The organism is uncultured Caulobacter sp., assembly GCF_947036865.1.
Classification (GTDB): domain Bacteria; phylum Pseudomonadota; class Alphaproteobacteria; order Caulobacterales; family Caulobacteraceae; genus Caulobacter.
In genome coordinates this window covers 1-25,079 of sequence record NZ_CAMQSF010000032.1, presented here as the reverse complement: position 1 = coordinate 25,079, position 25,079 = coordinate 1, and the positions used below count along the sequence as shown (strand labels likewise).

General features: G+C 69.6%; 18 protein-coding genes and 1 pseudogene. 13 read left to right on the top strand and 6 right to left on the bottom strand.

The window, feature by feature from the left end; translation table 11 throughout:
* The first annotated feature begins 17 nt into the window (after window positions 1-17).
* From fliM to pyk, 11 genes are all read left to right on the top strand, one after another.
* Complete coding sequence (fliM, locus tag Q0V34_RS15480; RefSeq protein WP_297513462.1) at window positions 18-1,154, top strand: flagellar motor switch protein FliM; 1,137 nt, start codon at window positions 18-20, stop codon at window positions 1,152-1,154.
* A complete protein-coding gene (locus Q0V34_RS15475) occupies window positions 1,151-1,723 on the top strand; it encodes a DUF6468 domain-containing protein (protein ID WP_297513460.1) in 573 nt (190 codons plus the stop codon). Before fliM ends, Q0V34_RS15475 begins: the two co-directional genes overlap by 4 nt.
* Window positions 1,720-2,556 (top strand): MotE family protein, encoded by an 837-nt coding sequence (locus Q0V34_RS15470; protein ID WP_297513459.1) that lies wholly within the window; start codon window positions 1,720-1,722, stop codon window positions 2,554-2,556. Before Q0V34_RS15475 ends, Q0V34_RS15470 begins: the two co-directional genes overlap by 4 nt.
* A 9-nt stretch (window positions 2,557-2,565) precedes the next feature.
* Window positions 2,566-5,439 carry an endoglucanase gene (locus tag Q0V34_RS15465; RefSeq protein ID WP_297513458.1) on the top strand — a complete coding sequence of 958 codons (2,874 nt, stop codon included), beginning with the start codon at window positions 2,566-2,568 and terminating at the stop codon, window positions 5,437-5,439.
* Window positions 5,440-5,671: 232 nt separating this feature from the next.
* Window positions 5,672-7,135, top strand: coding sequence for a glucose-6-phosphate dehydrogenase (zwf, locus tag Q0V34_RS15460; RefSeq protein WP_297513457.1), 1,464 nt, complete (start codon window positions 5,672-5,674; stop codon window positions 7,133-7,135).
* Between the two features lie 5 nt (window positions 7,136-7,140).
* Complete coding sequence (gene pgl / locus Q0V34_RS15455; RefSeq protein WP_297513455.1) at window positions 7,141-7,833, top strand: 6-phosphogluconolactonase; 693 nt, start codon at window positions 7,141-7,143, stop codon at window positions 7,831-7,833.
* A 6-nt stretch (window positions 7,834-7,839) separates the two neighbouring features.
* Window positions 7,840-9,648 (top strand): phosphogluconate dehydratase, encoded by a 1,809-nt coding sequence (edd, locus tag Q0V34_RS15450; RefSeq protein ID WP_297513452.1) that lies wholly within the window; start codon window positions 7,840-7,842, stop codon window positions 9,646-9,648.
* A gap of 14 nt (window positions 9,649-9,662) precedes the next feature.
* Window positions 9,663-10,658 carry a glucokinase gene (gene glk / locus Q0V34_RS15445; RefSeq protein WP_297513450.1) on the top strand — a complete coding sequence of 332 codons (996 nt, stop codon included), beginning with the start codon at window positions 9,663-9,665 and terminating at the stop codon, window positions 10,656-10,658.
* Window positions 10,659-11,414: 756 nt separating this feature from the next.
* On the top strand, window positions 11,415-12,434 hold the full coding sequence (locus tag Q0V34_RS15440) for a LacI family DNA-binding transcriptional regulator (RefSeq protein WP_297513448.1): 1,020 nt from the start codon (window positions 11,415-11,417) through the stop codon (window positions 12,432-12,434).
* 296 nt (window positions 12,435-12,730) lie between these two features.
* A complete protein-coding gene (locus Q0V34_RS15435) occupies window positions 12,731-15,196 on the top strand; it encodes an exo 1,3/1,4-beta-D-glucan glucohydrolase (protein WP_297513446.1) in 2,466 nt (821 codons plus the stop codon).
* A gap of 19 nt (window positions 15,197-15,215) precedes the next feature.
* Complete coding sequence (gene pyk / locus Q0V34_RS15430) at window positions 15,216-16,646, top strand: pyruvate kinase (RefSeq protein ID WP_297513444.1); 1,431 nt, start codon at window positions 15,216-15,218, stop codon at window positions 16,644-16,646.
* A gap of 6 nt (window positions 16,647-16,652) precedes the next feature.
* On the opposite strand, the gene Q0V34_RS15425 is transcribed toward pyk, so the two are convergent.
* The 5 genes from Q0V34_RS15425 to Q0V34_RS15405 all read right to left on the bottom strand — a co-directional run bounded on the left by Q0V34_RS15425 (window position 16,653) and on the right by Q0V34_RS15405 (window position 21,357).
* Window positions 16,653-17,282, bottom strand: coding sequence for a Crp/Fnr family transcriptional regulator (locus Q0V34_RS15425; RefSeq protein WP_297513441.1), 630 nt, complete (start codon window positions 17,280-17,282; stop codon window positions 16,653-16,655).
* Between the two features lie 543 nt (window positions 17,283-17,825).
* Window positions 17,826-18,326, bottom strand: coding sequence for a pyridoxamine 5'-phosphate oxidase family protein (locus Q0V34_RS15420; protein ID WP_297513439.1), 501 nt, complete (start codon window positions 18,324-18,326; stop codon window positions 17,826-17,828).
* Between the two features lie 80 nt (window positions 18,327-18,406).
* On the bottom strand, window positions 18,407-19,534 hold the full coding sequence (locus tag Q0V34_RS15415) for an acyl-CoA dehydrogenase family protein (RefSeq protein ID WP_297513437.1): 1,128 nt from the start codon (window positions 19,532-19,534) through the stop codon (window positions 18,407-18,409).
* A gap of 1 nt (window position 19,535) precedes the next feature.
* Window positions 19,536-20,147, bottom strand: coding sequence for a 2-hydroxychromene-2-carboxylate isomerase (locus tag Q0V34_RS15410; protein ID WP_297513435.1), 612 nt, complete (start codon window positions 20,145-20,147; stop codon window positions 19,536-19,538).
* 4 nt (window positions 20,148-20,151) lie between these two features.
* Window positions 20,152-21,357, bottom strand: coding sequence for an acyl-CoA dehydrogenase family protein (locus Q0V34_RS15405; RefSeq protein WP_297513433.1), 1,206 nt, complete (start codon window positions 21,355-21,357; stop codon window positions 20,152-20,154).
* Window positions 21,358-21,525: 168 nt separating this feature from the next.
* On the opposite strand from Q0V34_RS15405, the gene Q0V34_RS15400 reads away from it, so the two are divergent.
* The gene (locus Q0V34_RS15400; RefSeq protein ID WP_297513431.1) at window positions 21,526-23,187 is read left to right on the top strand and encodes a bifunctional lysylphosphatidylglycerol flippase/synthetase MprF; all 1,662 of its coding nucleotides are present in this window, start codon (window positions 21,526-21,528) and stop codon (window positions 23,185-23,187) included.
* Here the strand turns inward: Q0V34_RS15400 and Q0V34_RS15395 are convergent.
* On the bottom strand, window positions 23,184-23,399 hold the full coding sequence (locus Q0V34_RS15395) for a hypothetical protein (RefSeq protein WP_297513429.1): 216 nt from the start codon (window positions 23,397-23,399) through the stop codon (window positions 23,184-23,186). The two genes, Q0V34_RS15400 and Q0V34_RS15395, sit on opposite strands and share 4 nt — an antisense overlap.
* Window positions 23,400-23,607: 208 nt before the next feature.
* Here Q0V34_RS15395 and Q0V34_RS15390 point away from each other — a divergent pair.
* Window positions 23,608-25,079: pseudogene (locus Q0V34_RS15390) on the top strand (Localization factor PodJS); the annotation flags it as partial.

Here is a 25,079-nt window from a genome sequence, read left to right as displayed (position 1 = left end):
GGTTGGGGCGAACCATCATGGCGGACGAACTCGACGATCAGGAGGCGATGGCCCAGTGGGCCTCGCAAAATCCCCCCGGCGCCTTCGACGGCGCGGGCGAGGGGACCAATGAGTTCGGCGACTTCTCCGGCGGCATGGGCGGCTGGGACGACGGCGGCGGCGAGGGCGGCTCCGAGCGCATCCTGAACCAGGACGAGATCGACAGCCTGCTGGGCTTCGATCTGTCCGGCGACGGCGCCGACGACCGCACCGGCATCCGCGCGATCATCAATTCGGCGCTGGTCAGCTACGAGCGCCTGCCGATGCTGGAAATCGTCTTCGACCGCCTGGTGCGGTTGATGACGACCAGCTTGCGGAACTTCACGTCCGACAACGTGGAAGTCAGCCTCGACAACATCAGCTCGATCCGCTTCGGCGACTATCTGAACTCGATCCCGCTGCCGGCCATCCTGGCGGTGTTCCGGGCCGAGGAACTGGACAATTACGGCCTGCTGACGGTCGACTCGAACCTGATCTACTCGATCGTCGACGTGCTGCTGGGCGGCCGTCGCGGCACGGCGGCGATGCGCATCGAGGGTCGGCCCTACACCACGATCGAGCGCGTCTTGGTGCAGCGGATGATCGAGGTGGTGCTGCACGATCTGAAGAGCGCCTTCGAGCCGCTGCATCCCGTCTCGTTCAGCCTTGACCGCCTCGAGACCAATCCGCGCTTCGCCGCCATCGCCCGGCCGGCCAACGCGGCGATCCTGGTCAAGCTGCGCATCGACATGGAAGACCGGGGCGGGCGCATCGAGCTCCTGCTGCCCTACGCCACGCTGGAGCCCATCCGGAAGATGCTGCTGCAGCAGTTCATGGGCGAGAAGTTCGGCCGCGACAACATCTGGGAAGGCCACTTGGCCACCGAGCTGTGGACCACCCAGATGGAGGTGCGCGCCGTGCTCGACGAGCAGCAGGTGCCGCTGTCGCGCGTGCTGAACATGCAGGTCGGCGACACCCTGATGCTGAACGCCACGCCCGACAGCCTGGTCGAGCTGCGCGCCGGCGCCATTCCGCTGACGCGCGGCCGCATGGGTCGCCGCAACCACTCGATCGCCGTGCGCGCCGAGGCGCCGCTGACGCCCGCGGCCAAGAAGGCGGTTCAGAAGCTGAAATGAGCGTCGTCGCCCTGGCCATGAACGGGTTTCTGGCGGTGCTGCTGATCGCGGCGCTCGCCTTCGGCTGGCGTCTGGAGCGGCGGCTGAAGGCGCTGCGCGACAGCCACGAGGGTTTCGCCAAGGCCGTCAAGGACTTGGACACCGCCGCCGCCCGCGCCGAGCAGGGGCTGGCCGATCTGCGCGCGGCCACCGACGAGGCCGCCGAGACCCTTGCGGTGCGCATCGAGCGCGCCCAGGCTCTTGCCGCCCAGCTGGACGAGCGGATCAATCGGCCGCTGGCCGCGCCTTCCGCGTCGACGCCGCGTCCCACGCGCGCGTCGGAGCCGCCGCCGACCGTCGCGCCGGCCCCTGGCGAGCGCCGTCTGTCGGCCGCCGATTTCGAGCGCCTGCTGGATCGCGAGGACCGGGTCGAGCGCGCCGCGCGCGGCGAGCCCCTCCCGCGCCCGATTTCACGCCCGACTCCGCCCGCCGAAACCCCGCGTTCACGGGCGCGGATCGATGATGACTTGTTCGACGGGCCCGCCGACGGCCCGCGTCCTGGAAGCAATCCAAGAGCGCCCCGCCGATGAAGAACGTTCCGCGCATCCTGCCCCTGGTCGGCGTCGCCGCCGGCGGCGTGCTGGCGATCAACGCCCTGGCCGGCGCCCGGTCGCTGCCGGATCTGGTGGGCGGGGCCAAGGCCTTCGCCGAGGGCGTGGCCAAGCCCGACTCCCAGAAGGGCGCCAAGAAGGACGCCGCCAAGGACGGCGAGCAGGCGACCTCCGCCGAGAGCGCCGGCCAGCCGGCCGCCGCCAACGCCCCGCCGCCGCGCGTCTGCGCGCCCTCGGCCGACGCCCTGGCCAAGGAGGCGGGTCTGTCGCCGGCCGAACTGCGGGTGCTGCAAAGCCTGGGCGCGCGTCGCGGGCAGCTGGATCAGCGCGAGCAGGACATCGACGTCCAGCTCCAGCTGCTGGCCGCCGCCGAAGCCAAGCTCGACACCAAGATGAAGGCGCTGAGCGGTCTGAAGGGCGACATCCAGGGCCTGCTGGGCCAGGTCGACGCCCAGAAGCAGGCCGAGACCGACCGTCTGGTCACCGTCTATCAGGGCATGAAGCCCAAGGACGCCGCCGCTCGCATGACGTTGCTGTCCGACGAGGTGCGCCTGCCGATCGCCGCCAAGATGAAGGAGCGGGCGCTGTCGCAGATCCTGGCCAATATGGCGCCGGGCGACGCGAAGATCCTGACCGAGCGCCTGGCCTCGCGCATGGCCAATCCGGCCGTCGAGAAGGGCAAGGCCGCGGTGGCCGACAACGCCGCCGCCACGCCCGCCGCCTCGGGCTCCGCGCCTGGCCAGCAGGCCGACGCGGCCTTGGCCGGGGCCGCGCCGAAAGGGGCCAAGTCGCCCGCCAAGAAGGCCGGTTAAGGGAGGACCATGACCCTTCGCCAGCTCCTGCGCTCCAGCGTCGCCGCCGCGTGCATCGCGGGGACGCTGGCGCCGTCCGTGCAGGCCGCGCCGCCGCCCCAGGCGGCGCGCGGCGCGCTGGACGTGCGCGTGGCGCAGGCGGCGGACTTCTCGCGCCTGGAATTCCACTGGGCGGGCGGGGCCAAGATGGTCTCGCACCGCGAGGGGCAGACCCTGGTGCTGCGGTTCAGCCGCGACGCCAATCCGGACCTCTCGACCCTGAAGATCGCGCCGCCGCGCTGGGTGAAGGCCTCCGAGGCCCGTCACGTGAACGGCGCGCTGGAACTGGTCGTCACCCTGACCGACGACGCCGACGCGCGGCTCGGAAACGCCGACGGCGTCGACTTCGTCAACATCTTCGCCAAGCCCGGGGCGGCGCAGGCCCCGCAGGCGGCCACGCCGGCCGCGCCGATCGGGCGGCCCAATCCGATGCCGGCCGGCGGCGTGGTCAAGGTCGGTTTCGAGCGGCAGGACCAGCAGGTCACGCTGGTCTTCGACTGGGCCGCGGCGGCCGGCGCCGCCGTGTTCCGGCGCGGCGAGGCGATCTGGGTCGTGTTCGACACGCCCGCGCGGCTGGACATCTCCAAGCTGCCGACGTCCAGCGTCCGCTATTCCAAGGTCCAGGCCTTCAAGGGCGCCGACTACACGGCCCTGCGCATCGTCGCCCAGGCCGGCACGCCCTATGTGGCCGAGGGGTTGGGCGGGCAGTGGAAGATCAGCCTGGGTCCCGGCTCGCAGCAGACGCCCGACGTCATCAAGGTGGCGCGCGACGAGAGCGTGCACCCCGCGACCCTGTCGGCCACCGTCTCGGGCGTGACCAAGGCGGTATGGGTCGACGACCCGGCCGTCGGCGACAAGATGATCGTCGCCCCGGCGCTGGCCCCGTCCAAGGGCCTGCCGTCGCGCCGCGACTATGTCGAGATGGCGCTGCTGCAGTCGGTGCAGGGCCTGGCCATCGAGACCTACGCGCCCGACCTTCTGGTGCAGGCCAATGGCGACCTGTTGCGGATCGGGCGGCCCAAGGGGCTGGCGCTGTCGCCGATCTCGGCCTCGACCCCGCCTGAAGAGGCCGCCGCTGGCGCGCCGCAGCCGATGTCGATGCCGGCCCTAATCGATCTCGACAACTGGCCCAAGACGGGCAGCGGCGGGTTCCTGGCCCGCTACAACGCCCTGCAGAACGCCATCCCCGCCGCGCCGGAGGGCGACGGCAAGGACAGCGACACCGGCGCGCGGATGGCGCTGGCCCGGTTCCTGGTCGGCTCGCAGATGTCGTTCGAGGCGATCGGCGTCCTCAACGCGGCTGGCCGCAAGCACCAGACCCTGCTGGGCGACGCCGAGTTCCGCGGCCTGCGTGGCGTGGCCAAGGTGATGGCCGGGCGCTTGGCCGAGGCCGACGCCGACTTCTCCTCGCCGGTCCTGGCGGACGATCCGTCCAGCGCGCTCTGGCGCGGCTACATCTCGACCAAGCAGGGCCAGTGGGCCGACGCGCGGACCAAGTTCGTCGGCGGGGGCAGGGCGCTGGACCTCTTCCCGCCGCTGTGGCGCGCCCGCTTCCTGCACGCCGAGGCGCAGGCGGCCCTGGGCGTCGGCGACCTGACCGGCGCCATGCAGTTCGTTCAGAAGGCTCTCGCCCAGCCCAAGGTCCCGATCGAGGATCAGCTGGACATCCGCCTGACCCAGGCCCGGATCTTCGAGGCCAAGGGCGAGAAGGTGCGCGCGCGCCGGATGTTCGAGGCCATCGCCAAGGCGCCGATCGATCGGATCGCGACGCCCGCCATGCTGCACGCCACCGAGCTGGGCTACGCCAAGGGCCAGATCAGCGCCGCCCAGGCCGCCGACACCCTGAACCAGCTGCGCTATCGCTGGCGCGGCGACGGGGTGGAGCTGGAGGTCATCCGGGCGCTGGGCAAGCTGTTCATCGACCAGGGCCGCTATCGCGAGGCGCTGGAGGTGCTGCGCTCGGCGGGGCGTCAGCTGCCGGACCGCCCCGAGGCCGTGGCGCTGCAGAACGACCTCTCCAACACCTTCCGCCAGCTGTTCCTGCAAGGTCTTGCCGACGGCATGCAGCCGATCCAGGCCGTGGGCCTGTTCTACGACTTCCAGGACCTGACCCCGATCGGCGCCGACGGCGACCAGATGGTTCGCAACCTGGTGCGGCGCCTGGTCGATGTCGACCTGCTGGACGACGCCGGCAAGCTGCTGAAATACCAGGTCGACAACCGCCTCGACGGCGTGCCGAAGGCTCAGGTGGCCACGGACCTGGCCTGGATCTACCTGATGAACAAGAAGCCCGAGGACGCGCTGGACACCATCAACGCGACCCGGACGACGATCCTGCCGCCGGCCCTGAACGCCGAGCGCCGCCTGGCGACCGCGCGCGCCCTGATGGGCCTTGGCCGCTACGACGCCGCGCTGGAGCTGGTCGACAAGGACACGAGTCGCGATGGCCAGGAGATCCGCGCCGAGATCGCCTGGAAGCAGCACGCCTGGCCGCTGGCGGGCGCGCTTTACGAGCGGGCGCTGGGCGACCGCTTCAAGGCCACCGGACCCCTGAGCCCCGGCGACGAGGCGCGGCTGCTGCGCGCGGCGGTGGCCTACAGCCTGGCCGACGACAACGCCTCACTGGCCCGCCTGCGGACCCGCTGGTCGGGCTTCGTGGATCTGGCCGGCAATCCGGACGGACTTCGGGTCGCCTTGCAGGGCATGAACGTCGAGTCGCTGTCGGCCGCGGACTTCAGCCGCGTCACCGCCGACAACGAAGCCTTCAGCGGCTGGATCGGCCGGATGAAGGACCGGTTCCGCACCGGCCAGCCGGCCGGCTCCCCCGCACGCGCGGGGCGGTAGGGCAAGGTTTTCTCGTGGAGGCGCGTAGCGCGCCGCCATCCGGGCACGCGCCGCCTCGAAAGGCGGCCTCGCGCCACAAAATATCCGCCAAAACCCGATTGGTCTTATGGCGGGCTCCAGACGTTTGGCCTAGTTAGGGCCCGCCGTCCTTCCGCGAGGGAACGGCGCTCGCCGACCGCTTGCCTTTGTCTCGAAGGCATGCCATGACAACGTTGTCATAGGGTGGAAGACATTGGCTAGGAACAAGACCGAAGACGCCGAGGCCGGCGAAGTCCTGGTGCTGCTTGGCGGGGCGGGGGATCTGGCCCTGCGGATGCTGTTGCCTTCGCTCTATTTCTTGGAAGTCGATCGACTGCTGCCGCACGACCTTCGCATCGTCGGCGTGGCGCGCGCCGACCACACCGCCGAGAGCTACAAGGCCCTGGTACGCGAGCAACTGGCCAAGCGCGCGACGCTGGAGGAGGCGGCCTGGAAACGCCTGGCCGAGCGGCTCGACTATGTCGCCGTCGACATCACCAAGCCCGAGGATACCCAGCGCCTGGCCGATCGGATCGGCCCGCACGGCCTGATGGTGATCTTCTTCTCGCTGTCGCCCAGCCTCTATGGGTCCGCTTGCGCGGCGCTGCAGGCCGCCGGCCTGACCGGCCCGACGACGCGTCTGGTGCTGGAGAAGCCGATCGGCCGAGACCTGGAAAGTTCGAAGAAGACCAACGCCGCCGTCGCCGCCATCGTCGACGAGAGCCAGGTCTTCCGGATCGACCACTATCTGGGCAAGGAGACGGTCCAGAATCTGACGGCGCTGCGCTTCGCCAACGTGCTGTTCGAGCCCTTGTGGGACCGCAACACGATCGACCACGTGCAGATCACCATCGCCGAGACCGAGAAGGTCGGCGACCGCTGGCCCTATTACGACGAGTACGGCGCGCTGCGGGACATGGTGCAGAACCATATGCTTCAGCTGCTGTGCCTCGTCGCCATGGAAGCGCCGTCGGGCTTCGATCCGGACGCGGTGCGCGACGAGAAGGTCAAGGTTCTCCGCAGCTTGCGTCCGTTCACCCGCGAGACGGTGGCCCACGACACCGTGCGCGGGCAGTACGTGGCGGGCGTCGTGGAGGGCTCGGCGCGGCCCGGCTATGTCGAGGAGGTGGGCAAGCCCACCAAGACCGAGACCTTCGTGGCCATGAAGGTGGCCATCGACAACTGGCGCTGGGACGGCGTGCCGTTCTTCCTGCGCACCGGCAAGAACCTGCCGGACCGCCGCACCCAGATCGTGGTCCAGTTCAAGCCGCTGCCGCACAACATCTTCGGTCCGGCCACCAGCGGCGACCTGCACGCCAACCGGCTGGTCATCGATCTGCAGCCGGACGAGAACATTGTCCTTACACTGATGAACAAGCGACCGGGCCTGTCGGAAGAGGGCATGCGCCTGCAGTCGCTGCCGCTGTCGCTGTCGTTCAGCCAGAGCGGCGGCCGTCGCCGGATCGCCTACGAGAAGCTGTTCCTGGACGTGTTCCGCGGCGACCGCACCCTGTTCGTGCGCCGCGACGAGGTCGAGGCGGCGTGGAAGTTCATCGACGACGTCTCGGCCGCCTGGGCCGACGCCAATATCGAGCCGGCCCACTACGCCGCCGGCACCTGGGGGCCGCAGTCGGCCCAAGGGCTGATCTCGCCCGGCGGCCGGTCCTGGAAGGCTTGAGCGTGATGTCCAAGCCCCAGATCGAAGCCTTCCCGACCCGCGAGGCGCTGTACGACGCCGCCGCCGCGACCATCGTCCAGGCGCTGACGACGGCGGTGGCCGCCCACGGCGTCACCGGCTTCGCGGCGACCGGCGGCACGACCCCCGCGCCGGTCTATGACCGCCTGGCCCAAGCGACCGCGCCCTGGGACAAGGTCATGGTCACCCTGACCGACGAGCGCTGGGTTCCGCCGACCGATCCCGGCAGCAACGAGGGCTTGGTGCGCCGTCACCTGCTGACCGGCGAGGCGGCCAGGGCGGGCTTCTCGCCGCTCTATTTCGAGGGCCTCGGCCACGAGGAGGCGGCCCTGAAGGCTCAGGCCGGCATCGCCGCCGCCGCGCCGTTCGGCGTGGTGCTGCTGGGCGTCGGCGCCGACGGCCATTTCGCCTCGCTGTTCCCGGGAAGTCCCGCCCTGGCCCAGGGTCTGGACCCCGCGTCCGAGCGGCTGGTGCTGGCCGTGCCGCCTGGCGACCCGGCGCCCGACATGGCCCGGATCAGCTTGACCTTCAACGCGTTGACCAACACGGCGCTGATCGTGCTGCTGATCACCGGCCAGGCCAAGCGCGCCCTGCTGGACGGCGAGGTCGACCCGGCCCTGCCGATCGCCGCCATCCTGAACCAGGACCGCGCCAAGGTCCGCATCCTCTGGGCGGAGTAGATCGCCATGAGCCTGAACCCCGTCATCGCCGACGTCACCGCCCGCATCGTGGCCCGCAGCCGCGACAGCCGCGCGGCCTATCTGGCGAACATGCAGGCGGCGATCGACAGCAAGCCCGGCCGCGCCAAGCTGTCCTGCGCCAACTGGGCCCACGCCTTCGCCGCCTCGCCGGGCGTCGACAAGGTCCGCGCGCTGGATCCGAACGCGCCGAACCTGGGCATCGTCTCGGCCTATAACGACATGCTGTCGGCCCACCAGCCGCTGGAGGCCTATCCGGCGTTGATCAAGGCGGCCGCGCGCGAGGTCGGGGCCACGGCCCAGTTCGCCGGCGGCGTGCCGGCCATGTGCGATGGCGTCACCCAAGGGCGTCCCGGCATGGAGCTGTCGCTGTTCTCGCGCGAGGTCATCGCCATGGCGACGGCCGTGGCCCTGACCCACGACGCCTTCGACGCGGCGCTGTATCTCGGCGTCTGCGACAAGATCGTCCCGGGCCTGGTGATCGGGGCCCTGACCTTCAGCCACTTGCCGGCCTTGTTCGTGCCCGCCGGCCCGATGACCTCGGGCCTGCCCAACAGCGAGAAGGCCCGCATCCGCGCCCTCTACGCCGAGGGCAAGGTCGGCCGCGCCGAACTGCTGGAGGCCGAGCAGGCCAGCTATCACGGCCCGGGCACCTGCACCTTCTACGGCACCGCCAACACCAACCAGATGCTGATGGAGCTGATGGGCTTCCATCTGCCCGGCTCGGCCTTCGTGCATCCCAACACGCCGCTACGCGAGGCGCTGGTCAAGGAGGCCGCCCGCCGCGCCGCCGCCGTCACCGCCAAGGGCAACGAATATATCCCAGTCGGGCGGATGATCGACGAGAAGTCGATCGTGAACGGCGTCGCCGGCCTGATGGCCACCGGCGGCTCGACGAACCTCGCTCTGCACCTGGTGGCCATGGCCCACGCGGCCGGGATCATCCTGACCCTCGAGGACATGGACGAGATCTCGCGCGCCGTGCCGCTGCTGGCCCGGGTCTATCCGAACGGCTCGGCCGACGTGAACCACTTCCAGGCCGCCGGCGGCATGGCCTTCGTGGTCCGCGAACTTTTGAAGGCGGGCCTGGTCCACGAGGACGTCCAGACCATCGCCGGCCCCGGCCTGTCGCGCTACGCCCAGGAGCCCTATCTGGACGGCGGCGAGCTGAAGTGGCGCGACGGCGCGGCCGAGAGCCTGGACCCGGCCATCGTTCGCCCGGTCTCGAACCCGTTCAGCCCCGAGGGCGGGCTGCGACTGCTGCACGGCAATCTCGGCCGCTGCGTTATGAAGATCTCGGCCGTGAAGCCCGAGCACCACGTGATCACCGCCCCGGCGGCGGTGTTCCAGGAGCAGGAACACTTCATCGCCGCCTTCAAGCGCGGCGAGCTGGATCGCGACGTCGTGGTGGTGGTCCGCTTCCAGGGGCCGTCGGCCAACGGCATGCCGGAGTTGCACAATCTGTCGCCGTCGATCTCGGTGCTGCTGGATCGCGGCTACAAGGTCGCCCTGGTCACCGACGGCCGCATGTCGGGCGCTTCGGGCAAGACGCCGGCCGCCATCCACGTGACGCCGGAAGCGGCCAAGGGCGGGCCGCTGGCCTATGTCCAGGACGGCGACATGATCAGCGTCAACGCCGAGACCGGCGAACTCAACATCCTGGTGGACGAGGCCGTACTGCGGGCTCGGACGCCGGCGAACGTCCCGGCGTCGAAGCCGGGCTTTGGGCGGGAACTGTTCGGATGGATGCGGGCGGGGGTCGGCGCCGCCGACGCCGGCGCTTCCGTCTTTGGCTGAGGAAGCGCTGGACCATGGACGGCAATCATAGCGGCGGGCTGGGCCTCGTCGGCGACATCGGCGGCACCAACGCCCGCTTCGCCCTGGTCGAGTTCGACGGCCCGGATCCGCGCCTGATCGAGCCGACCGCCTTCAAGGGCGAGAACTATCGCCGCGCCGAGGACGCGATCGAGGACTATCTGCGGCAGGTCGGCGTGCGCCATCCCGACCAGGCCGTGGTCGCCGTGGCCGGTCCGATCGAGCACGGCTCGGTGCACATGACCAATCTGGACTGGCGGATCTCCGAGGACTCCTTGCGCCGGGCCGGCGGCTTTCGCGCCGCCAAGCTGATCAACGACTTCACCGCCCAGGCCCTGGCCGCGCCGCGCCTCGGGCCGAAGGACCTGCGCCAGATCGGTTCTCTGCCGACCTCGGGAGAGGGGGATCTGGCGATCCTCGGCCCGGGTACGGGTTTTGGCGTCGCGGGCCTGGTGCGCCGTCACGGCCAGGAGATCCCGTTGGCCACCGAGGGCGGCCACGTCGCCTTCGCGCCGGTCGACGAGGTCGAGATCGAGGTGCTGCGCGCCCTGACCCGACATCTGGACGGCGGCCGCGTCTCGGTCGAGCGGATCCTGTCGGGCCCGGGCCTGGAAGACCTGCACGTGATGCTGGCCGCCGCCGAGGGGCGGAAGGTCGAGGCGCTCTCCGCCAAGCAGATCACCGAACGCGCGGTCGAGGGCTGCGCCGACAGCCTGGCCACGGTGAACCGCTTCTGCGCGATCCTGGGCTCGACGGCCGGCGACATCGCCCTGACCCTGGGCGCGCGCGGCGGCGTGTTCATCGCCGGCGGCATCGCGCCGCGGATCATCGACATCCTGGAAAAGAGCCCGTTCCGCGCGCGCTTCGAGGCCAAGGGCCGGCTGTCGGGCTTCACCGTGGCGATCCCGACCCACGTGATCCTGCACCCGCACACCGCCCTGATCGGCGCGGCCGTGGCTCTGACGCCGGAGGGCCGGGCGGCGGTGGGGTAGGGGAGGGGGCAAGGCTGGCTCACGTCTCCCTTCCCCCTTGATGGGGGAAGGGTCGGGGATGGGGGTGACCTGCTGAGGCGGGGCCCTGCGCGACCTCCGCCGCCGTATCACCCCCACCCCTGCCCCTCCCCCATCAAGGGGGAGGGAACTAGCCTTCACGAACTTCCGCCACCCACCCGTTGCGGTACTTCGCTGCGGCTGCTTCTCACCACCGGTTGCGGACCTGGGCCGAAGCGCTAGCCTGCGGTCATGAAAAAGAACCGAGCGCATCGAGCCGCGACGCTCCTGATCGGGCTCGCCGTACCCGCTCTATCGGCGTGCAAAGGTGAAGCCCTTCGGTCAGCCGCGCCGGAAAACGCTACGGGTGTTTGCTATCGGCGACTTGAATGGTTTGACGCGGGTGCGCTTCACGACCGCTTCGAGACGCTTGTCGTCGTGCAGTCGTCCAAGGCTGCGACGGATATGGCGCGCTTGGCCGATATGGAAGAGGCCGGCCTAGGTTCGCCGTCTCGTCATCATCTGGTACCCAATCGCTGGCATAGCGCTTGGCTGACCGACACGATGCATGACTTCACTCACGGGCCTTCGTGTGCGCACCTACCGGCATTTGCCGAGCGCCGATGAAGTCTGCTCACCACCCATTGGTGACGTTGCCTGGTCCGTTCTGGCGCAACACCGCAAGGGGCTCGCCATGACAACCCTGTCATGGCTAAGTATCCGCCGCGCCGGACGGACTCGGCGGGGCGGGGAACGGAATTGAGCGTCAAAGTCACGATCCACGATGTGGCCCGCGAGAGCGGGGTGTCGATCAAGACCGTTTCGCGGGTCCTCAATCGCGAGCCCAACGTCAAGGCCGATACCCGCGACCGGGTGCAGGCGGCCGTGGCCGCGCTGAACTACCGACCCAACATCTCGGCCCGGAGTCTGGCGGGTTCGAAGGCCTATCTGATCGGCGTCTTCTTCGACAATCCCAGCCCCGGCTACGTCACAGACGTGCAGCTGGGCGCCATCGCGCGGTGTCGGCAGGAGGGCTATCACCTGATCGTCGAGCCGATCGACTCGACGGCCGACATCCACGAGCAGGTCGAGCCGATGCTGGCCACCCTGCGCATGGACGGCGTAATCCTGACGCCGCCGCTCAGCGACCATCCGGTGGTGCTGTCCGCGCTGGAGCAGGCCGGCGTGGCCTATGTCCGGGTCGCGCCCGGCGGCGACATCGATCGCGCCCCCTGGGTCAGCATGGACGACCGCCTGGCCGCCTACGAGATGACCCGGCATCTGATCGGCCTGGGCCACCGGGACATCGGCTTCATCATCGGCCACCCCGACCACGGCGCCTCGCGGCTGCGTCACGAGGGGTTCCGGGACGCCATGCGCGACAGCGGTCTGGCCGTCCGCGAGGGGCGGGTGGAGCAGGGGATGTTCTCGTTCCGCTCGGGCTTCGAGGCGGCCGAGCGGCTGCTGGGCGGCGCCGATCGCCCCACCGCGATCTTCGCCTCGAACGACGACATGGCGCTGGGTGTGATGGCCGTGGCCAATCGCCTGCGGCTGGACGTGCCGGCGCAGCTGTCGGTGGCCGGCTTCGACGACACGCCCGGCGCCAAGATCACCTGGCCGCAGCTGACCACCGTGCGCCAGCCGATCGCCGCGATGGCCGGCGCGGCGGCCGACATGCTGATGCGCGGGGTCGAGCGCGAGGACGGCGCGCCGCCGCCCTCCCAGGTGCTGGATTTCGAACTGGTGGTGCGGGAATCGACCGGTCCCGCGCCCCGGTGAGGCCGTACCGCCGCCAAGAGGGCCGCTCACCTCTTCATTTGACTACTTGACAGCGCTGTCCAACCCAAGTGAGATCGGGGCGATCAAGACGGTCGCCCACGGAAGGCGGCGTCGGGAGGAAACGCCATGATCCCGCCATTCAGCGCCCGTCGCACCCTGCGTGCACGATCACTCCCCTCCAAGCGGACCTAAAGCCGCTGCTTTTCGCTCGGCGCGGTCCCCTCGCAAGCGCCGCGCCGAGCGCTTTTCCAGACCTGCTATCGCTCCGCCCGCCGGAGGCCCTCCGAGGACCGCCCATGCTTCCCCGTCGCTCCGCCCGCGCTTCCGCCCTGGCCCTGATCCTCGCCTGCGGGCTGACCAGCCAAGGCTTGGCCGAGGCGCCCGCCGCCACGGCGCACCCGGCGCTGTGGCCTAAGGCGGCGAGCCCTCCGGCGATCACTGACGCCAAGACCGAGGCCTTCATCACCGACCTGATGAGCAAGATGAGCCTGGAGGAGAAGGTCGGCCAGACCATCCAGGCCGACGGCTCGACGATCACGCCCGAGGATCTTCGCAAATATCCGCTGGGTTCGGTGGAGGCGGGCGGCAACACCGCGCCGGGCGGCGACGACCGCGCGCCGGCGCCCAAGTGGGTCGAGTGGATCGAGGCCTATCGCGCCGTGGCCCTCGAGAAGCGGCCCGGCCACACGCCGATCCCGATCATCTTCGGCATCGACGCCGTGCATGGGCACAACAACATCGTCGGCGCCACGCTGTTTCCGCACAATATCGGCCTGGGCGCGGCGCGCGATCCGGACCTGATCCGCCGCATCGGCGAGGTGACCGCGCGCGAGGTCGCCGCCACCGGCGTCGACTGGACCTTCGGGCCGACGGTGGCCGTCCCGCGCGACGAACGCTGGGGCCGCGCCTATGAGGGCTATGCCGAGGATCCGGAAGTGGTTCGGAGCTATGCAGGCCCGATGACCCTGGGCCTGCAAGGCGCGCTGGTCGCCGGCAAGCCGCTGGCGCACGAACACGTCGTCGGCTCGGCCAAGCACTTCCTGGCCGATGGCGGCACCGAGAACGGCAAGGACCAGGGCGACGCCAAGATCTCGGAAACCGACCTGATCCGGCTGCACGCCCAGGGCTATCCGCCCGCCATCGACGCCGGCATCCTGACGGTGATGGTCTCGTTCTCCAGCTGGAACGGCGTCAAACACACCGGCAACAAGAGCCTGCAGACCGACGTGCTGAAGGGCCGGATGGGCTTCCAGGGCTTCGTGGTCGGCGACTGGAACGCCCACGGCCAGGTCGAGGGCTGCACCACGACCAACTGCCCGAAGGCCTACGACGCCGGCATGGACATGATCATGGCCCCCGACAGCTGGAAGGGCCTGTTCGAGAACACCCTGGCCCAGGTCAAGGACGGCACGATCCCGATGGCGCGGCTGGATGACGCCGTCCGACGCGTGCTGCGGGTCAAGGTCAAGGCGGGGCTGTTCGACAACAAGCGGCCGCTCGAAGGCAAGTTCGAGCTGCTGGGCGCGCCGGCCCACCGCGCGGTCGCGCGCGAGGCCGTCCGCAAGTCGCTGGTCCTGTTGAAGAACGAGGGCGTTTTGCCGCTGAAGAGCTCGGCCCACGTGCTGGTGGCCGGCGACGGGGCCGACGACATCGGCAAGGCCGCCGGCGGCTGGACCCTGACCTGGCAGGGCACCGGCAACAAGAACAGCGACTTCCCGCACGGCCAGTCGATCTATGCTGGGATCGCCGAGGCGGTGAAGGCGGGCGGCGGCAGCGCCGAGCTGTCGGTGGCGGGCGACTTCAAGCAGAAGCCAGACGTCGCCATCGTGGTTTTCGGCGAGAACCCCTATGCCGAGTTCCAGGGCGACCTGACCAATGTCGAGTACCAGCCGGGCGACAAGACCGACCTGGCCTTGCTGAAGAAGCTGAAAGCCGCCGGCGTACCGGTGGTGTCGGTGTTCCTGAGCGGCCGGCCGCTGTGGACCAATCCCGAGATCAACGCCTCGGACGCCTTCGTCGCGGCCTGGCTGCCCGGCTCGGAGGGCGGCGGCGTGGCGGACGTGCTGATCGGCGACAAAGCCGGCAAGCCGCGCTTCGACTTCAAGGGCAAGCTCTCCTATTCCTGGCCCAAGCGCGCCGACCAGGAGCCGATCAATGTCGGCGACAAGGGCTATGACCCGCAGTTCGCCTATGGCTACGGCCTCAGCTACGCCAAGCCAGGCAAGGTGGGGAAGCTGTCGGAGGATCCGGGCGTCGCCTCGGCGGCCGTCAATGTCGACCGCTATTTCGTGGCCGGCCGCGCGCCCGCGCCGTGGGCCCTGACCGCCACGGGCGCTGTTTCGCTGAAGACGGTGGACGCCGGGGCCCAGGAGAACGCCCGCGAGGCCGCGTGGAACGGGGAGGGCGTCGGAGCCCTCACGGTTCAGGGCCAGCCGGTCGATCTGTCGCGCCAGACGACCGGCGACATGGCGGTGATGTTCCGTTACAGGGTGGACGCGCCGCCGGGGAAACCGGTTTCCTTGAGCCTCGCCTGTGGCGAATCCTGCGGGGCGGCGGTAGACGTAACGTCAACGTTGTCAGGTGCGAAATCGGGCGAATGGCGTACGGCCAAGATCAAACTTTCCTGCTTCAAGGCCAAGGGCGCGGACATGACGCATGTTTCGTCCCCGTTCACGCTGTCGACCTCCGGACGCATGACTCTGTCATTCACCGAAATCAGACTGGCCTCCAACGAGGGCGACGCTTTCTGCCCGCCCAGCTGATTCTAGAAGGAGCGACGGCATGATCCGCGCCCGTCGCTCGCGCATCGTCGCCACCCTGGGTCCGGCGTCGAGCTCGCTGGAGATGATCGTCAGCCTGGCCAAGGCCGGGGCAGACGTCTTCCGGCTGAACTTCAGCCACGGCGCGCACGAGACGCATGCCGGCGTCTATGGCGCGATCCGGCAGGCGGAGACGATCGTCGGGCGTCCGCTGGGCGTCCTGGCCGATCTGCAGGGGCCGAAGCTGCGGGTCGGCAAGTTCAAGGACGGGCCGGTCATGCTGAAGCCGGGCCAGGCCTTCCGCTTCGACGACGATCCGACGCCCGGCGACGATACCCGGGTTTGCCTGCCGCATCCCGAGATCCTGACCGCCATGCGGTCGGGCGCGACCCTGTTGCTCGACGACGGCAAGCTGCGGATGACGGTGACGGAAGCGGGCCCTGGCTATGCCGCGACCACCGTGGTCAACGGCGGCAAGCTCTCCGAACGCAAGGGCGTGGCGGTGCCGGACGTGGTCATCCCGATGTCCCCGCTGACGGCCAAGGACCGCGAGGACCTGGCCTTCGCCTTGCGTCTGGGCGTCGACTGGATCGCCCTTTCGTTCGTCCAGGCCCCCGAGGACATGGCCGAGCTGCGTCGCATCGTCGAGGGCCGCGCCGCGGTGCTGGCCAAGATCGAAAAGCCCCAGGCCTTGAAGGTGCTGGGCCCGATCCTCGACCTCTGCGACGGCGTGATGGTGGCGCGCGGCGACCTCGGGGTCGAGATGGCCCCGGAAGAAGTGCCGGTGGCGCAGAAGGAGATCCTGCGGGCGGCGCGCGAGCGCGGCATCCCGGTGATCGTCGCCACCCAGATGCTGGAGTCGATGATCAGCTCGCCGACGCCGACCCGAGCCGAAGCCTCGGACGTGGCCAACGCCGTCTATGAGGGCGCGGACGCGGTGATGCTGTCGGCGGAGTCGGCGGCCGGGGAGTATCCGGTCGAGGCGGTGTCGATGATGAACCGGATCATCGAGCGGGTCGAACGCGATCCGCGCTGGCCCGAGCTGATGCAGGCCGAGCAGAGCCACGACGATGTCGACGCCGACGTGCTGGTGGTCGCCGCCGCCGGCGCGGCCAAGTCCGGCTCGACCAAGTGCCTAGTGGCCTTCACCACGACCGGAGCCACGGCCCGGCGGCTGTCGCGCGAGCGTCCGTTGCAGCCGGTCCTGGCCCTGTCGCCGGACCTCAACGCCGTGCGCCGCATGGCCCTGTGCTGGGGGATCGAGCCCCGCGTCAGCGCCCAGCCCGACAGCCTGGAGGTCGTGACCACCGACGCTTCGAGCAAGGCGCTGGAACTGGGCCTGGTGGCGCCGGGCGAGCGCCTGCTGGTGGTTGCGGGGACGCCGTTCGGCGCGCCGGGCGCGGCCAATCTGCTGCGCCTGGCCCACGCGCCCGCGCCTGCCCGACGCCGCTAGAACCCGTTAGCCGAACGAAGCGGGCAACAGCCGCTCGTAGCCCCGTCGCACCGTGCCGTAGCACTCGCAGGCCGCCGCCTCGAGGCCGGCGCGGTCGAGGATGTCCACGACCCCGCGGCGATAGCGGATCAGGCCCTTGGCCTGCAGCGCGCCGGCGACGGCGGTGACGGTGGTCCTCTGAACGCCCAGCATGTCGGCCAGGAATTCCTGGGTCAGATTGACCGTGTTGCTGTCGATGCGGTCATGGCACGACAGCAGCCAGCGGCAGAACCGCGCCTCGACCGCGTGCAGGGCGTTGCAGGCCACCGATTGGATCGTGTGGCCGAAGAGCGCCTCGTTATGGCGGTCCGTCAGATCGCGCAGCGCTGGGCTGCGCGACCAGACGTCGTGCAGCGCCCCGGCGGCGACACGCGTCGCCGCGCCCGACGCCTGAACGAGGACGCGGCTCAGCGACTGTCGCGGCGCCACGGCGGCCATCAGACCCACGGCGCCCTCGCGGCCGATGGTGGCCGACTCGATGGCCGCGCCGTTCTCCATAAGGGTCATCATCGAGACCACGCAGTCTTCGGGGAAGTAAACCTGATCGATGGGGTCGCCAGGGTCATAGAGCAGGCGGCCCTTATCCAGGTCGACCATGGAGAGGTGCGGTCCGAGCAAAGCTCTGTCTTCGGAGGGCAGGGCGGTAAGCAGGCGGTTCTTCAAGATGGCTAACGGCCCAGTCATGTCGAATCGAACGCCGTCTTACGGCAAGGGTTGCAAGCTATAGGTTGCGTTGAAAACGCACGCCGTCGCGTACCCGACACAATCGATCGCCGTACGACATGAAAGCAGATGTCGCACCGCGATGGCATCTGTTCGGCCAACATTTGTTATGCGATCCATTCGTCGACTGGTCGACTTAAGGCTCCACGTAGGGCGTGCCTTAATTTCGGATCGGTTGGGCCGCGCAAAAGAAAAGGCTGTTTTAGCCTTGCGTGTTGATGGCCCCTACAGTGCCGTCCGCCCTTCGAAAGGCTCGGGTCAAAGGGCGACGGTCGGCCCCGCGAGCACGAAATCCTCATCCCGGGCTTGTCGAAGGACTAGGATTTCGATCCGGACCAACCTCCACATTCAACGTCAACACAGCCAAAGAAAAAGGCCGCCCTGAAGGGCGGCCTGTGACACGCGCGGTCGAGGCGATCAGGACAGGGTGACGTGATCCTGATGGCCGATATCGGGGAGGGTCCCGGTGATGTTGGCCTTGGCGATCTCCCAGGCGAAGCGGACCGCGCCCTTGGACGCCCAGGTCTGCGCGTCGCTCATGTCGAAGCGCAGCAGGGTCAGGCTGGGATCGTCCTTGCCTCGCGGAAACCAGGCCGCGACCATCGGGTTCCAGTAGCGCTCGATGCGCTCGCGGTCGGGGTCCTCGGACAGTCGGCCGGCGACGCAGGCCTGGAAGTCCTGGTCCTTGGCCTCGACGATGAACATGGCCTTGTCCTGCCCGTCGCGCACGGACTTGAGAAGGTCCGTGTCCTTGCTGGTGAAGAACCAGAGGGCCTTGTCTTCCGGCTCGGCGAAGGCCGTCATAGGCTGGAAGTGGCCGCCGGTGGCCGGGATGCCCAGCATGCCGAAGCGGGCGTGGTCGATTTCCTTCCACAGGCGGCGTTCGGCGTCGTCCTGGTCGTGAGAGGCGTCGTGCATGGGAGCTCTTCCTTGCGATCGTGGAATCGCAAGGAAGAACCGTCAGCGCTGGCGGCGGTTCCTCGACGCCGCCGGCCGCCTCAGAAGCCCATCAGCCGGGCATAGCGATCGCGGTGGAAGCTGGCGCCGCCGAACAAGGCCTCGGTGACCCGCGCGCGCTTCATGTAGAGGCCGGCGTCATGGGCGTCGGTCATGCCGATGCCGCCGTGCATCTGGACCATCTCGTTGGACGCCAGGTGGACCAGTTCCGAGGCCTTGGCCTTGGCGAGAGACGCGAGGGCGCGCGTGTCCCCACCGGCGTCCAGGGCCTCCAGGGCGGCCTCGACGCAGGAGCGGGTCGTCTCCAGGTCGGTGAACCACTTGGCGGCGCGGTGCTGCAGGGCCTGGAACGTGCCGATGACCTGGCCGAACTGGGTGCGGGTCTTCAGATAGTCCAGGGTGATGTCGAAGGCGGCCGAAGCGCTGCCCAGCATCTCGGCGGCGACGCCGGCATAGGCGCGGTCCAGGGTCGGTTCCAGAACGGCCCAGCCCTGGTCGACCTGGCCCAGCACGGCGTCGGCGGCGACCTGCACGCCGTCGAAGGCGATCCGCGCCGCGCCGCGCGAGTCGGCCAGCGCCAGATGCGTCCGGGTCACGCCAGCCGTGTCGCCGGGAACCAGGAACAGGGTCAGGCCGTCGGTCCCGGAGCCGCTGGTGCGGGCCGCGACGATCAGCAGGTCGGCGGCCTCGCCGTCCAACACGAAGGTCTTGGTCCCGTTCAGCACGAAGCCGTCGCCGCTCTTGGTCGCGGTCAGGGCGATGCGGGCGGGGTTGTGGTGCGAGCCTTCGTCGACGGCCAGGGTGGCGACGGCCTCGCCGGCGGCGATCCTCGGCAGCCACGCCTGCTTCTGGGCGTCCGAGCCGCCCAATTGCAGCGCCGAAGCGGCGATCATCGCCGTCGACAGCAGCGGGGAGGCGGCCAGGGTGCGCCCGGTCTCCTCCAGGATCAAACCTAGGCCTAGATAGCCGAAGGCCGAGCCGTCATAGGCTTCGGGCACGATCACCCCGGCCCAGCCCATCTGGCCCATCTCGGCCCAGGCGGCGGGGTCGAAGCTCTGCTTGGAGCCGCCGTCGCGAAGCTTGCGCAGGGCGGCGACGGGGGCGCTCTCGCTGGCCCAGCCCTTGGCGGCGTCGCGCAGCATCGTCTGTTCTTCGGTCAGGACGGCCATATCAGGCGTGCTCCCTGGATTGATGACGGGCGGCCCAGTCGAGGGCCTGTTCCAGACGGTCGTTGCCCCAGAAGAGCTCGCCGTCGGCGGTGAGGAAGCTGGGGGCGCCGAACAGGCCGCGCTCGCGGGCCTGACGGACGTGATCCTTCAGCCGGGTCTTGATCGGTTCGGATTGGGCGGCGGCCAGCACGTGGTCTGGTCCCGCGCCGACGGCCGCGATCAGCGGCGCCAGGACCTCGGGGCTGCCGATGTCCCGGTCGTCGACGAAATTGGCCTCGTAGACGGCGCGGCTGAAGGCCGGCGTCCAGCCGTCCTCCAGACCGACGATCGCCACCCGGGCGGCCAGCAGGCTGTTGCGCGGGAACTGGCTGGGGTGGCGCAGGGGCAGGCCCGACGCCTCACAGACCCGTTCCAGGTCGCGCCACATGTACTGACCTTTCACCGGCACGACGTTGAAAGGACTGTCGTTCAGGCCCTGCTGCTCATGGAACAGCGGACCCACGATGAAGGGCCGCCACGCCACCGCCACGCCCCGATCGGCCGCCATCCGCTCGATGCGCATGGCGGCCGGATAGGAGTAGGTCGAGGCGAACTCGTACCAGAACTCGATCATGGCCTTACTGGTGATCCAGGAGGCCCAGAACGCGCTTGGCGACGACGTTCAGGTTCACCTCGCTGGTGCCGCCCTCGATCGAGTTGCCCTTGGCGCGCAGCATCGACCGCATCGCGCCCAGCTCCTCGCTGGAGAACCCTTCGCCTTCCCAGCCGAGGCCTTGCAGGCCCAAGGCCTCGACCAGCAGTTCGGTGCGCTCCTGGTTCATCTTGGCGGCGGCGTACTTGATGATAGAGACGGCGGCGCTGGGACCCGAGCCCTGCTTCGACTCCGCCTCGGCCCGGCGCACGGTCAGCATGAAGGCGTGGGCGTCCATCGAATGGGCCGCCAGGCGGGCGCGGAAGTCGCCGTCCGCGATGCGGCCTTCGCCGTCGACGCCGATCTCCTTCCTGGCCGCGTCGACCGGCGAGAGACCGCCGCCGCCGCCGAAGCCCGACGCCGAGATGTTCTGGCGCTCGTACTGCAGGAGCCGCTTCGCGATGTCCCAGCCGCCGTTCAGCTTGCCGACCAGCTGGTCCTTGGGGACCTGGACGTTGTCGAAGAACGTCTCGCAGAAGGGCGAGGAGCCGCTGATCAGCTTGATCGGCCGCGCCTCGACGCCGGGCGAGGTCATGTCGAACAACACGAACGAAATGCCCTCGTGCTTCTTGCTGGTGTCGGTGCGAACCAGGCAGAAGATCCAGTCGGCCTGGTCGGCGTAGCTGGTCCAGACCTTCTGGCCGTTGATCAGGTAGTGATCGCCTTTGTCCTCGCACTTGGTTTGGAGACTGGCCAGGTCGGAGCCCGCGCCGGGTTCGCTGTAGCCCTGACACCAGCGGATCTCGCCGCGCACGATCGGCGGCAGGAACCGTTGCTTCTGCTCCTCGGTGGCGTATTCCAGCAGCACGGGCCCCAGCATCCAGACGCCGAAGCTCATCAGGGCGGGGCGGGCCTTGATCCGGCGCAGCTCCTGCTCCAGCACCTTGTTCTGGGCCTTCGACAGGCCGCCGCCGCCATACTCCTTGGGCCACATCGGCGCGGTCCAGCCGCGCTCGGCCATGCGGTCCAGCCACAGCTTGGCGTCGGGGTTCTTCCAGACCATCTTGCGGCCGCCCCACGGGGCCTCGTCCTCGCCCATCGGCGCCTTCAGCGACGGCGGATAGTTGGCCTCCAGCCAGGCGCGGGTTTCGGCGCGGAAGGCGTCGAGTTCGGTTCCGCCGAAGTCGGCCATGGTCTCGTCTCCCTAGGTTCGTTGCGCCCCACACTACGCGCGGCGGCGACGGCGGCAAGTCGATTCAAACGCTCGTTCGCATCTTGGCCCGCGACCACGCCGACGTTTGCGGGGTATAGGAGGGGCCTCTGCTGGATCCCCTCGGGGATTCGTCATTCCGGGATCTGGATGCCCTCGACCGTTTTCAGGCCCGCGGCCCTGGCCATCGCCCCCACCTTGGCGGCGATCCTGACCGCGTCGGCCGGGGTGATGCTGCTGGCCTCGGGCGCGACGCCGTCGGAGCCGACCCGATTTCTGCTGCTGCTGGCCTTCGCCCCGGACCTGCTGATCGAGATCAGCCACTTCTTCTCGTCGATCCTGGGGCTCGTGCTTCTCCTGCTGGCGTTCGGCCTGCGGGCGCGCCTCGGGGCGGCCTGGTGGGCGGCGCTGATCGTGCTGGCGGCTTCGGCCGTGCTGGCGATCTTCAAGGGGCTGAACTGGGAAGAGACCGCCACCTTGTCGGTGTGCTGCCTGGTGCTGCTGCCGTTCCACGACGCCTTCCCGCGTCAGGCGGCGCTGACCAAGATGGAGATCACCCCCGGCTGGCTCCTGTCGGCCGCCGCCGCGATCGGCGGGGCGGGTCTCCTGGGCTGGTGGTCGTTCCACCACACCGAGTTCGCCGACAAGTCGTGGATCAAGGTCCTGCAGGACCACGACGAGGCGGCGCGCGCCATCCGCTCTTCGGTGGCGGCGGCCATCGTGCTGCTGGCGGTCGGCGTCTGGCGCCTGGTCGCCACGGCCGCGACGCCGTCGGTCGTCGACGACACCGATCCCGAATTCGACCGCGTCCGGGCGATCCTGGCCAAGGCCGAGGGCGCCGAGCCCAGCGCCAACCTGGCGCTGCTGGGCGACAAGCGGTTCCTGTTCTCGGCCTCGGGCGAGACCTTCCTGATGTTCGGCGTGCGGGGGCGATCGTGGATCGCGCTCGGCCCGCCGGTCGGCAAGCGCGAGGAGCGGATGGAGCTCTTCTGGCGCTTCCGTGAACTGGCCGACGCCCACGCCGCGCGCGCGGGCTTCTACGGCCTCGGCCCCGACGACCTGCCCGACACCGTCGATCTGGGTCTGGCGATCCAGAAGACTGGCGAGAGCGCGGCCGTGCCGCTGGAAGCCTTCAGCCTGGCCGGCCGCCGTCGCGAGGTGCTGCGCCGCAACTGGCGCAAGGCCGGGGAGGGCGGGGCGGCCTTCGAGGTGCTGCCGGCCGGCGCGGCGCTGGAGATCATGGATCAGCTTCGCGCCATCTCCGACGACTGGCTGGCCCACCACGCGGGCGGCGAAAAGAGCTTCTCGATGGGCGGCTTCGAGCCGCGCTACGTGGCCGAGTTCCCGGTGGCCGTGGTCCGCGCCGAGGGCAAGATCGTCGCCTTCGCCACCCTGTGGCTGACGGCGGCCAAGACGGCGTTCTCGATGGACCTGATGCGCTATTCGGACGAGGCGCCCAAGAACGTCATGGACTACCTGTTCGTCGAGCTCCTGCAGTGGGGCAAGGACGAGGGCTATCAGGCGTTCGAGTTCGGCGTCGCGCCGCTGGCGGGCCTGGAGGATCGGCCCCTGGCGCCGATCATGTCCCGCGTCGGCCGACTGCTCTACGAGCGCGGCGAGGAGATCTATAACTTCCAGGGCGTGCGTCGCTACAAGGACAAGTACGACCCGGTCTGGCAGCCGCGCTACATTGCCGCGCCACAGAAGTGGGCCATCCCGTTCCTGCTCGCCGATATCGGTCTCTTGTCCTCCGGCGGGGTCTCGGGCCTGGCCAAACGACCCAAGAAGGCGCCCGCCGCGCCCGCGACCTAGTAGCGCGGCTGGCCCCCGGTCGAGACCCCCAGCAGGTTGACCAGATGCACCGCCATCAGCATCAGGCCGACCACGCAGGCCATCATCATCGGACGCCACGGCATCAGGCGCGGACCCTTGAGAACATTGATCGGACGGGCGCCCAGCCAGCCGAAGATCACGGCCAGGATCAGGAAGGCCGCGCCGGCGGCCAGGGTCACGGGAAGGTCCATGGCCGCTTCTAGGCCTGCGACAATCGGCCTGGCAAATGGTTAACGTGTGTTAACCCTCTTGCTTTTGAAGCGCGCTACACAGTCCTGGGACTCTGTCCTGATTCCTCCACAGTGAATCGCGTAGCCACTACATCTGGCGTTTCCGTCGCGTTTACACCCCAGGAATCGGTGACTAGCGTTTTCCCCAGATGCGGGGAGATCGATTCGCATGACGGCGGCTTCGCCATGGAGCGTTAAGGGGATAGACCCCAAGGCACGGGAGGTCGCGAAGGACCTCGCCCGCCGCTCCGGCATGACCCTGGGCGAGTGGCTGAACCGCATGATCATCGAGGGCGATGGTCAGGCGACGGAGCACCGCGCCAACGATGAAGGCGCTCCGAACCGCGCCTATCTCGAGATCGTCAAGGAAAACGACGCGCCGCCGCGCATGGAGATCGCCGAGCATCCGGCCGATGAGGTCGGGCGCGTGGCGTCCGCTCTGGATCGTCTGACCCAGCGCATCGAGGCCGCCGAGGGCCGCAACGCCGCCGCCATCACCGGCATTGATCATTCCGTCCGCGAGGCCCTGGCCCGTCTGGGGCGTTCGGAGCGCGAGCAGATCGCCGTCGCCGCCCGCTTCGAGGGCGTGGTGGACGAACTGCGCACCGAGCAGGCGCGCGCCGCCGAACGGGTGCGCCGCATCGAGGCCGAGGCCGCCGGACCGCGCTCGGCCGAGGCGCTGCGCGCGCTGGAAGGCGCGCTCGGCAAGGTCGCGGGCCATCTCTACGAAGGCGAGGCCCGCACGCGCGAGGCGATCGCCGCCCTGGAAGCTCGGGTCGACGCGCAGTCGGCGGGCGCGGCTCCCGACCCGTCGGCCGTCGTCGACGCCGTCGTCGCCCGGCTGTCCGAGCGCCTGGAAGCCGCCGAGACCCGCACGGCCGAGGCGCTGCGCGAACTGGGCTCGTCCTTCTCGGCCCTCGACCAGCGGCTCGGCGCGGTGGAAGCCGCCAATCCGGCCTCGGGCGTGCAGGAACGCCTCGACACCCTGGCCGCCAGCCTCGGCCAGAAGATGGAGGCCGCCCGCCTCGAGATGGCGGCCAAGCTGAGGGAAGCCGCCGACGGCCGCTTCGACCGCATGGAGCGCAAGCTGGGCGAGATGGCCGCGCACGTGCAGGCCGCCGAGCAGCGCTCGGCTCAGGCCATCGAGCGCATGGGCCGCGAGATCGTCGGCGTCGCCGACGCCTTCAACCGCCGCGTCCACGCCGCCGAGAGCCGCAGCGCCGCCGCCATCGAGCAGGTCGGCGGCGAGGTGGCGCGCATCGCCTCGAGCGTCGAGCACAAGCTGAACCGCGCCGACAGCGTCCAGGCCCAGGCCCTGGAGAAGCTGGGCGCCGAGATCGCCCGCATCACCGAAAAGCTGGCCGAGCGCATCAGCAGCGCCGAGCGTCGCAACGCCCTGGCGATCGACGACGTCGGCGAGCAGGTGGCGCGCGTCACCGAACGCCTGAACCAGCGCCACGAACGGTCCAGCCAGGAACTGGTCGATCGCATCCGTCAGAGCGAGGAGCGGACGCTCCGCATGCTCGAGGAGGCGCGGGACAAGATCGACACCCGCCTGCACGAGGCCCAGCGCAAGCTGGAACAAGCGCCGCCGGCGGCGGCGGCGGCGCGCGAGCAGGCGCAAGCCGCGGGCGTCCCTCT

Bases quoted from the DNA above. Each gene is read 5' to 3' on its own strand.
- fliM (WP_297513462.1), top strand. From the start codon at position 18: ATGGCGGACGAACTCGACGATCAGGAGGCGATGGCCCAGTGGGCCTCG.
- Q0V34_RS15475 (WP_297513460.1), top strand. From the start codon at position 1,151: ATGAGCGTCGTCGCCCTGGCCATGAACGGGTTTCTGGCGGTGCTGCTG.
- Q0V34_RS15470 (WP_297513459.1), top strand. From the start codon at position 1,720: ATGAAGAACGTTCCGCGCATCCTGCCCCTGGTCGGCGTCGCCGCCGGC.
- Q0V34_RS15465 (WP_297513458.1), top strand. From the start codon at position 2,566: ATGACCCTTCGCCAGCTCCTGCGCTCCAGCGTCGCCGCCGCGTGCATC.
- pgl (WP_297513455.1), top strand. From the start codon at position 7,141: ATGTCCAAGCCCCAGATCGAAGCCTTCCCGACCCGCGAGGCGCTGTAC.
- edd (WP_297513452.1), top strand. From the start codon at position 7,840: ATGAGCCTGAACCCCGTCATCGCCGACGTCACCGCCCGCATCGTGGCC.
- glk (WP_297513450.1), top strand. From the start codon at position 9,663: ATGGACGGCAATCATAGCGGCGGGCTGGGCCTCGTCGGCGACATCGGC.
- Q0V34_RS15435 (WP_297513446.1), top strand. From the start codon at position 12,731: ATGCTTCCCCGTCGCTCCGCCCGCGCTTCCGCCCTGGCCCTGATCCTC.
- pyk (WP_297513444.1), top strand. From the start codon at position 15,216: ATGATCCGCGCCCGTCGCTCGCGCATCGTCGCCACCCTGGGTCCGGCG.
- Q0V34_RS15425 (WP_297513441.1), bottom strand. From the start codon at position 17,282: ATGGTCGACCTGGATAAGGGCCGCCTGCTCTATGACCCTGGCGACCCC.
- Q0V34_RS15420 (WP_297513439.1), bottom strand. From the start codon at position 18,326: ATGCACGACGCCTCTCACGACCAGGACGACGCCGAACGCCGCCTGTGG.
- Q0V34_RS15415 (WP_297513437.1), bottom strand. From the start codon at position 19,534: ATGGCCGTCCTGACCGAAGAACAGACGATGCTGCGCGACGCCGCCAAG.
- Q0V34_RS15410 (WP_297513435.1), bottom strand. From the start codon at position 20,147: ATGATCGAGTTCTGGTACGAGTTCGCCTCGACCTACTCCTATCCGGCC.
- Q0V34_RS15405 (WP_297513433.1), bottom strand. From the start codon at position 21,357: ATGGCCGACTTCGGCGGAACCGAACTCGACGCCTTCCGCGCCGAAACC.
- Q0V34_RS15400 (WP_297513431.1), top strand. From the start codon at position 21,526: ATGCCCTCGACCGTTTTCAGGCCCGCGGCCCTGGCCATCGCCCCCACC.
- Q0V34_RS15395 (WP_297513429.1), bottom strand. From the start codon at position 23,399: ATGGACCTTCCCGTGACCCTGGCCGCCGGCGCGGCCTTCCTGATCCTG.